14 protein-coding genes are annotated in these 14,647 nt (G+C 57.1%); 2 read left to right on the top strand and 12 right to left on the bottom strand.

Going from position 1 to position 14,647, the window contains the following annotated elements:
• Positions 1-462 precede the first annotated feature (462 nt).
• The 7 genes from IFT71_RS20380 to IFT71_RS20350 form a co-directional block, all read right to left on the bottom strand.
• Positions 463-1,212 (bottom strand): EAL domain-containing protein, encoded by a 750-nt coding sequence (locus IFT71_RS20380; RefSeq protein WP_244655082.1) that lies wholly within the window; start codon positions 1,210-1,212, stop codon positions 463-465.
• Between the two features lie 50 nt (positions 1,213-1,262).
• On the bottom strand, positions 1,263-2,402 hold the full coding sequence (locus IFT71_RS20375) for an AMP-binding protein (RefSeq protein ID WP_192143221.1): 1,140 nt from the start codon (positions 2,400-2,402) through the stop codon (positions 1,263-1,265).
• A gap of 26 nt (positions 2,403-2,428) precedes the next feature.
• On the bottom strand, positions 2,429-3,715 hold the full coding sequence (locus IFT71_RS20370; protein ID WP_192071820.1) for a sensor domain-containing diguanylate cyclase: 1,287 nt from the start codon (positions 3,713-3,715) through the stop codon (positions 2,429-2,431).
• Between the two features lie 11 nt (positions 3,716-3,726).
• The gene (locus IFT71_RS20365) at positions 3,727-4,095 is read right to left on the bottom strand and encodes a phosphonate transporter (RefSeq protein ID WP_342212707.1); all 369 of its coding nucleotides are present in this window, start codon (positions 4,093-4,095) and stop codon (positions 3,727-3,729) included.
• A gap of 126 nt (positions 4,096-4,221) precedes the next feature.
• Complete coding sequence (locus IFT71_RS20360; RefSeq protein WP_192143219.1) at positions 4,222-6,003, bottom strand: EAL domain-containing protein; 1,782 nt, start codon at positions 6,001-6,003, stop codon at positions 4,222-4,224.
• A 187-nt stretch (positions 6,004-6,190) separates the two neighbouring features.
• Complete coding sequence (locus tag IFT71_RS20355) at positions 6,191-7,324, bottom strand: GGDEF domain-containing protein (protein ID WP_192143217.1); 1,134 nt, start codon at positions 7,322-7,324, stop codon at positions 6,191-6,193.
• Between the two features lie 191 nt (positions 7,325-7,515).
• On the bottom strand, positions 7,516-8,385 hold the full coding sequence (locus IFT71_RS20350; protein ID WP_192143215.1) for a sensor histidine kinase: 870 nt from the start codon (positions 8,383-8,385) through the stop codon (positions 7,516-7,518).
• A 331-nt stretch (positions 8,386-8,716) separates the two neighbouring features.
• Between IFT71_RS20350 and IFT71_RS20345 the strand changes: the two genes are divergently transcribed.
• Entirely contained in the window at positions 8,717-9,493 is a 777-nt protein-coding gene (locus IFT71_RS20345) for a Crp/Fnr family transcriptional regulator (RefSeq protein ID WP_192071816.1), read from the top strand.
• Between the two features lie 291 nt (positions 9,494-9,784).
• Here the strand turns inward: IFT71_RS20345 and IFT71_RS20340 are convergent, their stop codons facing one another.
• From IFT71_RS20340 to IFT71_RS20325, 4 genes are all read right to left on the bottom strand, one after another.
• Positions 9,785-10,141, bottom strand: coding sequence for a hypothetical protein (locus IFT71_RS20340; RefSeq protein WP_192143213.1), 357 nt, complete (start codon positions 10,139-10,141; stop codon positions 9,785-9,787).
• A gap of 395 nt (positions 10,142-10,536) precedes the next feature.
• Positions 10,537-10,896: a hypothetical protein gene (locus IFT71_RS20335; protein ID WP_192143211.1), complete on the bottom strand. Its 360-nt coding sequence runs from the start codon at positions 10,894-10,896 to the stop codon at positions 10,537-10,539.
• Positions 10,897-11,015: 119 nt separating this feature from the next.
• Positions 11,016-11,405 (bottom strand): type II toxin-antitoxin system VapC family toxin, encoded by a 390-nt coding sequence (locus tag IFT71_RS20330; protein ID WP_192071813.1) that lies wholly within the window; start codon positions 11,403-11,405, stop codon positions 11,016-11,018.
• Positions 11,402-11,644 carry an AbrB/MazE/SpoVT family DNA-binding domain-containing protein gene (locus IFT71_RS20325; RefSeq protein ID WP_192071812.1) on the bottom strand — a complete coding sequence of 81 codons (243 nt, stop codon included), beginning with the start codon at positions 11,642-11,644 and terminating at the stop codon, positions 11,402-11,404. The genes IFT71_RS20330 and IFT71_RS20325 overlap by 4 nt, the downstream gene beginning before the upstream one ends.
• A 353-nt stretch (positions 11,645-11,997) precedes the next feature.
• Here IFT71_RS20325 and IFT71_RS20320 point away from each other — a divergent pair, with 353 nt between their 5' ends.
• The gene (locus IFT71_RS20320) at positions 11,998-12,999 is read left to right on the top strand and encodes a site-specific integrase (RefSeq protein WP_342212706.1); all 1,002 of its coding nucleotides are present in this window, start codon (positions 11,998-12,000) and stop codon (positions 12,997-12,999) included.
• 853 nt (positions 13,000-13,852) lie between these two features.
• Here the strand turns inward: IFT71_RS20320 and IFT71_RS20315 are convergent.
• A complete protein-coding gene (locus IFT71_RS20315) occupies positions 13,853-14,641 on the bottom strand; it encodes a response regulator transcription factor (protein ID WP_192143206.1) in 789 nt (262 codons plus the stop codon).
• Positions 14,642-14,647 lie beyond the last annotated feature (6 nt).

Below are 14,647 nucleotides of genomic sequence, written 5' to 3'. Positions count from 1 at the left end.
TTCTTCTCTGCCGTCGCGCTCGCGGCCACCGTCATCTTCTGGCTATGACCAATGAGTCCTGACCCTAGCAGGCGTTCTTGTCCCCACAGTGTCCAGCTGTACGCGTTATCCACCTCGACCATGGTGTTACCGATCTGGAATTCCCAGCGTTGACCAATAAGCCTCATTTTCCGTTCCTGCCCAACCAATGTCTTTGATGATGACGTTAATCTCACTACCATCATCGCCTAACCAGAAGTGAGGCGGAAATCGTTTTCTTTGCACTGCGCGTACCGGATCAATACGGCGAACCAAAGATGCCATAGTGGTCGACTTTGTCCAGAGCACGACATTCGTCAGTGGATGGCCGGGGTATCAGGCTGATTATTCGCGACGATGAACGAACGTCCAAAGTTGGGGAGCGGGAAGGGGTGGCTGAATTTCCACTTGTGGGTCGACTATGCCCTAACTAGACGCAGCGGCCTATAAGGGGGGGATGATCAGCGGCAGTACCTCTATCTGCGGACGTGCAAGCAGGTATCCTTGGCAGAAGCGAAGACCAATCTCGCGCAACGTTTTCAGTTCTGCCGCAGTCTCGATCCCTTCGGCAATGCAACTGATGCCCAGGTCTTTAGCCATTTTCACGACGCTCGCGACGATCGTCCGTCGTGCGGCGGAATGGTTGATCCCGCGGATCAGTGCCATGTCGAGCTTGAGCATGTCCGGACGTAGGTCCGCAAGCAAGCCAAGCCCGGCGTAACCAGCACCAAAGTCGTCGATGGCAGTGGTGAACCCGCGTGCCTGATAGGACTCGATGATGTGCCGAACATGGCCGACATCGACCATCCGCTCGTTCTCGGTGAACTCAAACATCAGGCGGCCAGGATTAAACCCGACGCGACGTGCAGCGGCTAGCGAGGCGCGAATGCAGGCGTTCGGTTCGTAAACGGCATTAGGCATGAAATTGATGGATAGTCTTGTATCGTCCTCCGGGGCAAACAGCGCTCCGGCCAGTTCAATGGCTTTCACCCGGCAGGCCTGATCGAACTTGTAGATCATGTCGGCTTCCACGCCCGCAAGCACTTCGCCTGCGGACCGACCATCCGCCCCACGAACCAGCGCCTCATAGGCAAAGACGGATCCAGTCTCGATATCGACGATCGGCTGGAACGCCATGGTGATCGCCATCCCGAGCGGTGCACCCGTCCGGCAGCCGCTGCATGCATCCGTCATTGCGAGTGGTGTCCTACGTGCCGGGTAAGCCGCGGTGATCGGTGAATGCATCATGCCCAGTCTTCCAATTTTCCCATTGCATTGCGCGGTAGAGCCGGTCCGAAGCGAAAGCTTTTCGGGCATTCGTAGTTGGCCAGGCGAGCAACCATGAGCTGCTCGATATGCGCCGACAGCTGCGCAAGATCGTAATCGGGTTTCGGAACAACGAATGCCTTCAACCGCCCATGCCCGTTTAGGCGAATGGCGACATCCGCGACGCCGTCCACCGTCCGCAGCGTGTCCGCCACCCGCCCGGGCCAGACATTATGTCCCCCGATTTGCACAGCTCCATCGCGCCGACCAAGCGGCCGCAGAGTGCGACTGCTGATGCGTTCGATGTGGTCGGGGAAGTCCCAGAACCGGCCGTGGCGGTCGACAAGTCTCCAGTCCTCGTCATCATGTGTCGACAACTGCCAGCGAGGCAGCAGGTCATATCCGCTCGCCGGCACGTTGCGCATTGCAATACCGCTGGTTTCGGACGAGCCGTAAACGTCAACTAATCGTGTCAGCCCGGCCGCCAGCAGTCCTGTCGCAACACTTTCGTCCAAGGGCCCGGCCGAACTGACCCCTATGACATCTTTCGGAAAGCGAGGGGTTATGCGGAGTAGTGCCTGCCATTGCTCCGGTACCGCAATGACGAGGTCGCCGGCGGTGAGCCCAAGGGGGGCACCGATCGCCCGCGCCACGACCGGAACCCCCAACGCGTCGGGTAACAGGGCGGTCCAGATGATCCCATACAGATGATGTGCAGGTACCATCGCAACTACCCGGCGTCGCCCGGTAAACTGCGTTGCCAGGAATGCGGCCTCATCGATCAAGTCGGCGATGTCGTGCACACACGGACGCGGGCTACCGGTCGATCCAGAGGTCGCTACCGTCATCCGCCCATCGCCTTTGGAGTGAGCGTAGATAACCCAATCAACCCAGGCACCTACCGTTCTTGGCGGATCATCGCTCAACAAGCTGTCGTCGAGATCGAACGCCTCTGCCAACGCGCCTAGCGCACCAAGCTGCTCCATGGAGTCCAGACCTAGTCCGTCGTCGCCAATCAATGTCGAGCTCGGCCACTCCACCTTGCCCGCAGCCGGATGGTCCGTACCGCGCTGACGGCGTAACTCCGCCGCGACAACGGCACACACGATCCGATGCACGGCTGAACGTTGAAGGCGGTCCTCAGTCACGCTGGCTGGGGTTCAGCAAAGACCCGGTTCCGACCTGCGTGCTTCGCAGCGTAGAGACGCTTATCAGCCAGGGCGATAAGGGCTTCGATTGACCCCTCGGTCTCGTCGAGGGTCGCACAGGCCAGACTGGCCGTTACCCGCAGAGTGCCCGATGGAATCTCAACGACGACATCGGCGATCGCTACGCGAAGCCGCTCAGCAAGCTCCATGGCTTGATCACGATCGTAGCGTGGAAGCAGGACCCCAAATTCCTCGCCCCCCAACCGTGCAAAAATACCGCGTGGTGGCAAAAGCGAGATGCACGCCTCGGTAACTTGACAAAGAAGTTTATCACCCACCGGGTGACCGTGCGTGTCGTTGACCGACTTGAAGTGATCGAGATCGAGTACGACAAGTGACAGCGACTGACGAAGTTCGCGCCAGCTTTCGTGTTCGCGAGCCATCGCCTGACTGAAATGCCGTCGATTTGCCGCGCCGGTGAGATGGTCGCATGTCAGGAGACGGCGCACGTCTTCGCTCGCAGCGTCGCGACGCGGTACGTCACGCAGCACAACCGAAAACCGGGGTAAGGTCGCGTTGTCACGTGCCGACCGAGCGACGACGAGACGCTGACACCAGTAGCGCTCGCCATCGGCGCGTTGCTGCCACCCTTCCTGAAGATGCCAGCCCTCACGAACTGCGATCGCCAGCTGTTCGTCCAGACGCAGATCGCCGCCAGGCAGATCGGTGCTGAGGACATCGGCGAGATTGTGACCGGTAACGTCGGCCGGCTCATACCCGGTCTGCCGGGCAAAGCAGGTGTCGGCTGCTGCGATTTGGCCGTCTGGCGTGATCGTCAGCGCAGCATAGCCGTTGACGCCGTCGAGCAGCGTCGCGAACCAGGTATCAGCCTGCCGCAGTCGGTTTTCCTGAACAACTTGGTGGCTAATATCGGTGAGGGTTGCCATAAATCGATCCGCGGCGAGCTTGACGAGCGTACAGGCGAGGACCTTTGGCGTGGCACCGCTCTTACCCGGCCCGAGGTCGACGAAGATGCGGTGGCCGTCGCAGACGCGTCCCGTAGGCAGTGCAAAGGCTTCTGCCAAGGTTCGCAGTTCCGGGGCGTGATGTTCGAACGCCGAGAACAGATTGCTGACCCCACGCGAGCCCGCCAACGGCATCAGATGCTGCATCGCGTGCGGATTCATCAAGCCGATCTCGCCAGCTGCGTCGCATTCGATCAGGCCGATGGGACAGGCATATAGAAATTCGAGGAGCTCCTCCTCGCCCGACGTATCGGTCATTCGGCTCGCCTTCAGCGTTCAATGAGTATGTAGCGGCGCGGCGTTTTCGCGGTCGCGAGCAGCCGCAAGCGCACCTTGGTCGGCCGCATTCGAAGCGTCAGGACGTACGGGAAGACGTCATCGAGTTCCGGTTCATCTTCGAACCGCTGCGCCACCATGAAATTGTTCATGCACTGTGCGACCGCGTCAAAGAACGGCACTCCCATCACGGTGGCCGGATCCAGCCCCGACATACGGGCCTCGGTCGCGTTATAGACCTGCACGATCGTGTTAGCTTCAAAGCCTACAACGCCGAACGGCAGCGCATCACGGTCCGCTGTGCTCATCGTCTCAAGGTCGTGCAGTGCGACCATTTCAAAACTCACATCTGGTGATGACACGATTGGTAGCTCCCTCAGCGTGGCCTAATGCCTTAAAATGCTTAACTATTTGATAGATCCGCAACGTCTAAGGTTCGCTCGGCCAACGCATGCTTGCCCAGTATCTCGAAAAACCTGTTCGGATCGTTAGGCGGCACAAGGCATCGAACGAGCAGCCTTTCGCCGTTCTGAAAGCCAGGCGACAAACCGGGCGGCTTCCATCGGCCGGGCGAACCAGAAGCCCTGGGCTTCTTCGCAGGCAAGCTCTTTCAGAATGGCTGCCGCCTCGCCGGTCTCGATACCTTCTGCTACGACGCGATAGCCCAGCCTATGCGCCAAGCTGATCATTGTTTCCACGAGGACGAAGTCGGAACCTGTCGCCTCGGTTAGGTCGCGTATGAACGTCTGATCGATCTTGACGATCTGTGCTGGCAGACGTTGCAGATAGGCCAAACTGCTTTGTCCGGTACCGAAGTCGTCGATAGCAAGGCCGACACCTGCGTCCTTAAGACTCTGCAACACGTCTAGAGCCTGATCTGGATGATCCATGATCGCGCTTTCGGTAAGCTCGATCTCCAAATCGCCAAACGACAGCTCGCGGGCGGTCAGTCCAGTTGTAATCCTCTCGCAAAGGTCAGCTTCGCTTAGGTTGGCGGCTGAGATATTGGCAGATAGCGTGATCGCCAGCCCACCACGCTTCCACGCCGCCAACTGGTCCATTGCCGTATCAAGAACCCATTGGGTGGTCGGTCGGGCTAGCGACGTCTGTTCGATGATCGGAATGAATTCGCCGGGCGACACGTCGCCCAAAAGCGGATGGTGCCATCGCAGTAGCGCTTCTGCACCGATACAGTCGCCTGTGGAAAGATTGATCCGAGGCTGGTAAACGAGCCGAAGTTGATCCCCTGCCTCGAGTGCTGCGCCAAAGTCTTGTAACAGGCCATATTGGCGGCGATGCGCGGTATCGCGTGCTGGTGAATACAGCGCTATTGATCCCTCCGTATCCCTTGCATCCTGAGCAGCACTCGTAGCCCCTCGGATAAGGTCGTCGGCCGATACCGAACCGGCGGCAAAGGATCGGACGCCAATAGCTACGTTTGTCACAAAACGGACTGATGATGAAGCTCGCATGGTTTCAAGACCAGTACGCAAGAGCTCGATATATTCTGACTGCTCAACTCCCGATGGCGAGATGAATGCGAATTGTGCGGTGCCGATCTGGTAGGCGCTTCGATCCGGCCCGAGTGCCGCGCGCAATGCCTGGGCGCCCTCATGAACCATCCGATCGACGCGAGCCGCTCCCATGGCACGCGTAATTCTGCTGATCTGATCTTCGCGGGCTAAATCCACCACGACGGCGAAGTACTGCTCTCCCGCATGGTCTCGCCCCAGGTCTATCAGATCTTCGCGAAACTGGTTTCTCGTGGGCATTCCGCTGACGGGATCGATCCGGCCGAAAGCATGCTGCAGCTTGATTTGCGACATGACCATGGCGGCAAGGTCAGTGAGAGCGGCAAGTTCAGCGGATGACGCTTTGCGAGGTTCGGTACCCAATACGCATAATGCGCCGAGCCCATACCCGTCATTGGTCACTAGTGGGGCGCCAGCGTAGAAGCGGGTACCAGCACGACCTAGTGGACTTTCGGCATAATCCGAGTCCTCAAGAAAGTCCTCAATAACCAATAATCGTGTCGTCTCCGTAACCTCCGCGCACGGTGCTCCGGCTCTGGGAATGCTGTAATGATCGACGCCCACTCGCGACTTGAACCATTGCCGATCGTGATCGGTCAGCGATACGGCCGCGACCGGCAAGCCGAAGATCTGGCTCGCCATCCGGGTTATACGATCAAAACTTTCGCTTGCTGGGGTATCCAGCAGTTTTAGCTGATGCAGCGCGTCCAGGCGGGACGTTTCATGGTGGTTGCGCACACGAACTCCTTCGCATTTGCGCTTATAATCAAAACCTTAACGGTTCTAAACCTGCCTCACTGCGTCAGGTTAACTTATGTCGTGTTAAGTATGGATAGTGGGCCATCGACCGCCGCTGTCATTCCGCGTTGATAGATGATGGTTTGTGCCTGACCTGAGTATGCGATCGCCTATGCCATAAGCCTAGCTACGCGACGGTGGCCAACACGGCGCGGGAACGCCCCGTCAGCTTTGCGTCGTACAAAGCCCTGTCAGCCTCTAACATTAAGGCCGACAGATCGCACGGCGCACCCGATCTAATGGAGATGCCGACGCTCGCGGCAACTGTAACGTTGGTGTTGTTCAAGAGGAATGGTGTGCAGGATAATGTATCAATCAAGCGCTGCGCAGTTTGACAGGCCTCGTCAGGAGTCATCTGATCGGCAAAAACGATAAACTCGTCGCCTCCGATTCTAGCGACAACGTCCGTCGCCGGTGTTACCTGTCTCATCAACTGGCTTACCTTGACCAGCAGTTGATCACCAGCCGCATGACCAAGAGTGTCATTGATCGCCTTGAAGCCGTCGAGGTCGATATAAAAAAGAGTGGCTCCGCTATTTGTGCCGTCTGTACGACGGGTAATGACGTCCTCAAGACCGGCACGATTCAGTAGGCCGGTAAGCGTGTCCTGTCGCGCGCGACGTCCGTTCTCACGCTCCGACCGCATCGTCTGAACGAGCATCGCATTCAGCCGATAGGCGGCATGCGTCATCGCATAGATATACATCGGAATCTGCAGAGCGGTCGCGAACATGATGAGTTCACGGGACATAACTCCAGCGATGGCGCAAGGCCCAAGGCTCAGCGTGATCATGACCATCACGAGCCGAGGTGCTGAAAAGTTGCGAAACGCCACCCCTCCGGTCATGGCCGCGGCGGACAGCATCACGAGGGTGGCAGCGAGCCAGTCCCCGCTCAGAAGAGTTATGAAGCAACCATAACCTACTGATCCTGCCCAACACACGGCAGCCAATATGTAGAGATCGATATGAGCCCTTTTGCCGCTCTGCGCGGCGCGAGATCCTTTGACAAGCAGCGGCAATCGCAGAGCGGCCAGTCCTATTTCCAGCGCTGCCCAAATCAAGAAAGGTGGTGTCGGTATTCGTAACGCCACGATCGAGGAGACGAGGATCGTGTTGAATACCCCGCCTAAAAAGATCGGGAGTGACCCGTACAATCCTTGAACCAGGGATGGACGAATCTCAGCTGGAACCACACCAGCACACTCGACCAGCCAACGCGTGACGGTCCAGCGCGGCAGCACACCATCGTCCTGTCGCATCTACTTCACTCCCGGGCACCCCCCCCCGGGAGCTCACGAGGTAAATGCCGTTTCGGGGTTAAATTTCAGTCAATCCGGATTGACGTGTATAGCACGAAGACCTCTGCATCTAGGCGTGAACGCCGAAATGAATGCACGGCAGAAGTTGGGCGACGCAGGAGGTGCACAAAGCGTCTGGTTTTGGGTCGGCGTCACATACAACAAGCAGCTGCACACTGGTCCTCTGCAGCGGAACGTTGCCGTCTTTCAGATAGGTGCAAAATGTCTTCTAGGAGCGCAGCGGTAAGGGTTTCCCCTTGTGCCCTGGCGAGATGAAGCGCCCATCGTATTGCCGAATGCAACGAGATCAGATTCTGGCTCTCTGAAGGCGCTTTGACATCGGAGGCCTCTGCAGCCTGAGGTTGTGGCGATGTTCCGCTCTTCGTCGAGACTGAGGTGCTGACATGCAATTCGAAAACTTTCGCACGCGATTGTGGACGAACGAACCGACCGCCGATCGATGCCATCAAGCGAGCCGATATTTCCATTCCCAAGCCTCCCCTTTTGGGGTTGTGAGGGTCTGGAAAAGGAAGGCCGTCATCATCCACCAGAACAATGACATTTCCCTCAGCGTCTGCCTTTTGCGTGACGAGGATGTAGCCATTCTTGCCATCCTCGAACGCGTGTTTGATCGCGTTCGTGGCAAGCTCATTCACGACCAGCGCAATCGTTGTGATTTGCGTTGGGGACAGTGCAACGGCGTCCTGTTCGACCTTGAGCGCTACGAGGATCGATCGAGGCTCAGCCTGTGACTGCAGCGCCGTGCACACCTGCTGCAGGGCAAGGGCCAGCGTTGGCTGGTTATTACGAAACAGCTCGCTTCGGGCTTGCGCCAGAATGGATACGCGCTGCGTAGCATCTGTGAGTATCTGTCGGGCCTCTTGTGATGACGCACGCCGACTCTGTAGTGCCAGCAAGCCAATCACCATCTGGAGATCATTGCTGCCGCGATGAATCGTTTCTTGAAGGAGTAGGCCAAGCTGCGTGTCGGCGGGACCGCTAGCCGATTGTTCGGTCTCCATAATATTTGTCCTTGCCCCGACCCTGATACGGCTTGAGACATACCGACTTTATGAAGCTGAAACATCTGCGCTGCCGACACTGTGCGATAGACAACAAAGCGCTGATTATTCCGCGAATTCATTCATAGGCAAAAATCTTGGAAATATCGTTCACGACACATTTCAGACCGAATTACTGAAGCGACCCGGAGAAGTGTGGCCTATCCCACACTTCTCATAGGTAAAGTTTCTTGGCCGTGAAAACGTGTAGGGGCTTACAATCGCTTGCCACTCTCAGGGCGCAGGCGGCTGAAAGATTCGACGCACTTTCGCCCCAAAAAGAGGGGCGATCATGTCGCATCCAGATGCCGTTTATACCAAAAACATTCTGCTAAGCGCGCTGTCGGCGGATGATCTGGCATTATTGCAGCCACATTTCACGAGGCACGACATTCGGCGCGAAGACGTGCTCGTAAAGGCAAATGCGCCGATTGAACACGTCTATTTTCTTGAATCTGGCGTCGCTTCGATCGTTGCTACGATGTCCCCCAGTCGCCCGACAGAGGTGGGAATATTCGGTCGCGACGGGGTTTCTGCGACATGCCTTTTATTAGGTAGCGATCGAAGCCCTCATCAGACCTTCATTCAGGTAGGTGGCGGTACCGCCCTACGGATCGATGCCGAGCTCTATCTTGCGGCGGTTCGTCGGAGCGAAACGCTTCGAACAACCCTTTTGCGCTACGTACAGTCTATGCTCGTTCAAGCGGCGCAGAGTACCGCTACAAATGCCTATCACCGTATCGAGTCCCGTCTGGCTCGTTGGTTGCTCATGTGCCATGACCGCGTCGACGGCGATGAAATCGCGCTCACGCATGACTTTATTGGGATGATGATTGCGGCGGAACGAAGTGGAGTGACTGTCAGCCTCCATATCCTTGAAGGTGCCGGCATGATTTACTCGAAGCGAGGTCGCGTAATAATTCGTGACCGCGAGGCGCTGGAAGAGTTGGCTGGTGATAGCTATGGGGTTCCAGAGGCTGAATACCGTCATCTGATCGCACCACTAGGCCGATCCTATGCCGATGCGACCACCCGGAATATCGTAGATCCTGACATGGAATCTAAATAGTATAAGAATCTGATTGTAGCGTTATGAATAATTTAAGTGACTGCTAGTGCCGGCGAAAACTTTCACGCATCTCCGGCTAGAATTCTGTCTTGGGACAATTCGCAATTTCAAAGGCATGTGCGAGCAGCGCAGCTACCAAGCTATCGCCTCGTGCATCGGCGAGTTGCAGGGCATGCGCGATTGCAAGGCAGAGTGTATCGTCCGACGTATCAGAGGCATTGGAGGGCATAATCGACTCCGGACAATGGCGACCGCACGCAGGCTTATTAAACTCGCATTCGTCGACGGAGTTCAGGCTGTCTCGTCGCCGACATCAATTTCGGCTCTCGAGGGCTTGGACAGATAGCGTCGCAGCCGGTCGACCGCTTCGCCTGTCAGCAGCACGTCATCACCGTCTGACCTAGCCTCGATTTGTTTATCTTTGACGAGATGAGCAATCCAGCGTCGACCGGCAGCTGGGCTTGCGTGAGACAGTTCGCACAATCGCACTTCCGACATTGTTTGATTTTTTTCGAGCGCGACGAACAAGTGGAGGAGCATATTCCACGCAAACTCGTCGAATATCTCACTTGGAAACAGACCGTATCGACGGTCTCGTTCGGATAGCAGGCGCTCTGCCTCATGGGCGCGAGTATTGTCGCCTTTCATGCCGGGTCCTCAATCGTAGCGGGTCAATAGGAGGTAGCATCGTGAGCGATCGAGACAGCTTGGTATTGGATGCCGACCGTCGTCGATTACGACTTAGCTTTCCTGTCTTCATCCGCAACATTTCGTTGGCGGTCTGTGTGATACCCCACATTTCCTTACAGGAACAAACTAGTACTTGACGGCAGTATCTTGGAGGAAGCGCATCGGCGATCGACGGCAGAGGCAGTCTGACGGTGACTGCCTAGGTCTTGGATAAAGCTCAGAAAGCATCAAGATGAATGGGTGTCTGAAGTTGGAGAGCCGCAAAGGGGGCGCGAATGTCTGGGTATGGGTCTGGCGGATTGAGATCTACCGGTTGATAATTGCAGTGTCCGGCATCAGCCAACAGCCAACAGCTATTTGCGGTTCAACGCTCGCTTGGCTTCGAACACGGCATCTGCGGCCTGGCCGCCAACCCGGTCCACGTCGCGGTTAAACTGATCGACGACACGCGGAGCCGTCAGACCGTCGAGTCCCTTGCGCAGTAGACGCTGATACTCCTGCCGAGAGTTGGCCTTGGCAAATGTCCGAGCCTTGAATTCTGAGAGTGCGGCTTCAAATTTGAGACGATCTTTCGGACCAAGGTCAGCCTTTGCCGCACGTAGCGTCTGATCAAAGGTTGTGGCGCTGCTCCCGTCGATAACGGTCGGAGCGCTCGCGCCGACGCCGCAGGCAGAGACGAGGAAGCACGCGGATAGCAGGATCAGGGGGCGCATATGATTACTCCTTGTATGCGAACTATGGCGGCGGGGCATTTTGGACCAGCGCAATCAAGTGCAGTTGTCACGCTTTGCCTCTTGTCGCGCGATAGCGACCATTCATTTGCATGACGTAATTACCGAATGACCACGACCTTGGCGCCGGCATCGCCGGCGATATCCTTCCAGGCCTTGTCCGCGGTATAGGCCGGCGCGCCGACGCGTTTGGCAAGCGCCAGGCAAAAGCGATCGCCCAACGACAGCCCGGCGGATGCAGTCACCGATCGCAGGCCCCCAGCCTCCCACGCCAGCGCATCGTCGGCTGGCACGACTATATAGGGGAGGGCACCCAGCATGGCCTGGATGTCTTCAAGCGGCGCGCCGAGATGGCCGAAGTGACTGATCACCTCGGCCTGATTGACCGCGCAGACCGATGCGTCCGCAATCACGCCGGCAACCTTGCTGGCGCCGCGCTCACCTTTGAGGAGCGCGAGGATCGCGGAGGCATCGAGCACGACATGGGTCATTCGCCGCTCTCAACGTGTCGCGAGGCAAGGAAGGCATCAACCGAGGCCTCGGGATGCTGCGCATACTGCTTGGCGATCGCCTGCGCCTTGGCCACCGCCTGATCGACGGTACGCAGGATGACACCCTCTGGCGTTTCTTCAACCAACACCGCGCCTCCACCTTCTAGGCCAAGCCGTTTGCGAATGCCCACGGGTAGGCTCATGCGGCCGTTAGACGTAATATTTACTTGAAGGGTCATGGGGAACCATCGGTCAAAAGTGGCATCGCCAGGAAATGATACCACAACCAAGATACAAGGGGGAGGGGGCTTCTCAGTGCCTAATCAATCCAGGATGCCATAATAGTTACTAGCGATAATTGGTATTCCCACTAGCAATTGGGGGCGTTACAGCCGGGCGATCGAAACGACAAAACCGGGTAGAAAAATGCGGCGATGACACATCGAAGGGACGTGGACGGATTGGCGCGACGATCGGCGATCAGCCCGACGCCCTGGCGGTCCGGCTTGGCTTTGACCGCCGCGTCGACGTCGCCGGTGACAGTGTCATGATCGACGATGATGGTCCCGATCTGTCAGACGGGCCGGCGATCGTGCCGCAGTCCGACGACCATGCGCTGCAGCCCTGGCTTCCTGATCTCACCTATGACGATCAGTCGCGCGTCGATGACTTCATCACCCGCGCCTCGGCCACCGCTACCTTGCGCGCCTACCGGTCCGACTGGCGGCTTTTTTGTACGTGGTGCGACACACGCGGCTATCGCGCGCTGCCCGCAACACCCGCCATTGTTGCAGCGTTCCTGAGCGAACTCGCGACGACCGGCAGCGCCTTTTCAAGCGGACGTGCCTTGTCAAAGGCCTCGATCGGCCGGCGCCTGGCGGCGATCGTCTTTGCCCACCGTGCGGCCGAGCTTGAACCGCCCACCACTCAGGCCGGCGCCGCGGCGCTCGACAAGGTCATGCGCGGGATCCGTAATACCAAGCGTGGTGAGCGGCCGGCCAAGAAGCGGCCTGCCGACGGTGATGTGCTGCGCGATATGATGCGGACGATTACCGGCACGACCCTGCAGGACTACCGCGACCGCGCGCTGCTCAGCCTCGGCATGATGGGTGCGTTTCGCCGCTCCGAGCTCGTTGCGATCGAGGTCGCGCATATTGCTGAGGATCCGCGCGGCCTGATCATTCATATTCCTGTGTCCAAAGGCGACCAGGAGGGCAGGGGGCAATCCGTTGCCATTCTCGACGGTCGGCGCATGGAGCCGGTACGGCATTATCGTGCATGGTTGGAGGCGGCAGAGATCACCAGCGGTCCGGTCTTTCGGCGGCTGACGCCGCACGGTCGCGTGACGGCGCATGCGATCAGCCCGCAAACTGTGGCCCTTGTCGTCAAGGCACGCGCCGCTGCGGCCGGCTATGATCCAACGCTCTTTGCCGGCCACAGCCTGCGCGCCGGGTTCCTGACCGAGGCGGGGCGGCAGGGCGCCAATCTGTTCAAAATGAAGGAGCAGAGCCGCCACAAGTCGCTCGAGATGCTCAGCGAATATGTGCGCGATCAGGAGGCCTTTTGGAACCACGCGGGCGAGGGGTTCGCTTAAGCGGCGTTGGAGACGGTGCAGCTTGGACACAGCAGGCATCGGCCTGATCCATAGTGGCGACGCTGTACCATTTAAAGGGCTAGTTAGCGCCGAAGCCCTACCGTCGCGGTATAGCCACCAGTGTGCTCGTGCTTTCGGGCACGCCTAGGCATTCGCCGGCACCCCTGTATTCAACCGGAGAATGTCCCGTCGCCGCGCGAAGTCCGTGGATCGGGGCTAAGATGGCAGCATCCCCCACAATTAAGGGGAGGCCTTTATGCCCAAAACGCCTCCTTTGCGAGAAGAGTGGCGTTCCTGCAGACAACAGATAGCTTGATAGCGGGTAAAGTCATCATACAGAACGGACGTGGACTACGCTTAGCCTGTCGGAAAACCCGCGCAGGCCGATTGCCGTACATGCTGGCAATCCGACAGGGATTGTCGTGCAGCCGCGATGAGGAGATGCGAGCACTCGTTTGGGTCGCACGGTCGGGAGACGGCAATTATGTGTTTTCCGACGAGGCGTAGTGGGCAGTCGGCGCTCAAACGCGGCCAAGCCAAATTTGCCGGATTGTGTTGAAAAAGTGGGGGCGGCTCCGAGCACGCGCGTAGTTTAAAATACAGTCGAGCGTGCGCGGCGCTTCAGGCGAGTGCTATATGCTGATGGCAACGTATAAGATGGCCGTGGCATTTGCGCTGCACTTCTTTTGACTTCGTAGCCCGTCAAACAGTCGCCTGACTTGTTACTAACGACTTACAACTTCAGAGCATAACTGATGGGCTGATGGGCTGTAGTGCTAGACGGTATACATATATTACATATGCAATAGTGCATACTTAAATCGGTGATCTACGTACTTTTAATACAATAGCCCTACCTCGTTGAATTGAGTAGTTGTTCTGAGGTTGAAACCCTTAGTCTGTATCCCTTTCCTCGAACCGTTTCTATCAAGTCATTGCGACCGCGAGTTAAAATCTTTTTGCGAAGGCGGCTTATGAAAACGTCAAGAGATCGTTCTTCGAGGACTTGGTTTATGTCAGCCATTAGCCCCATCAGGCTGGATCGATCTTTGATAACCCCAGGTTCGGAAAATAACGCATTTAGTATCAAATACTCTGAATGAGTTAGCGATGTAACCTCACCGGATGCAGAGTATAACTGACGTCTATTCCTATCCAAGGTCCAGCCTAAAAACGTCGCTTCTGGTAAATGGTTGTCTGGTTTATTCACGACCACGTTGAGGTGATTCGCCTGGCCAAAACGGCGGCGAAAAAGAGCGCGCACCCGCGCCTTAATTTCGCGAGGTCCACATGATAGTGCGATGCAGTCATCTGCACCAATCTCTAGTAATATAACCCGATCAATTTCCTCGTCTGTGTCAGACCTAATAATAAGGTAAGGTGGTTTTTTAAGTGAAGAGACAGACTGGACGATAGATATAGCATCAATATCGGGAAGGCTTGAATTGATAATCACAAGATCTGTATTCGACGCGAGCAACGAGTCGATTAAAATCTTGCCAGTGTCTACCAAGGATAGATCGTACAGTGCGTCTGGCATCCATTTACGGACATCAGCAGCCAAGCTAGGATCGCCCGCAACAACAACCTTTGGTTTGCCATTGATATCAATTGGGGAGGATCTCATCTCTACCTTATGCATTGAAGA

The organism is Sphingomonas sp. CFBP 13733 (assembly GCF_014841795.1).
GTDB classification, from domain to species: Bacteria; Pseudomonadota; Alphaproteobacteria; order Sphingomonadales; family Sphingomonadaceae; genus Sphingomonas; species Sphingomonas aerolata.
Note: the sequence above shows the minus strand (reverse complement) of the source record. Positions and strands in the feature narration are given on the sequence as shown.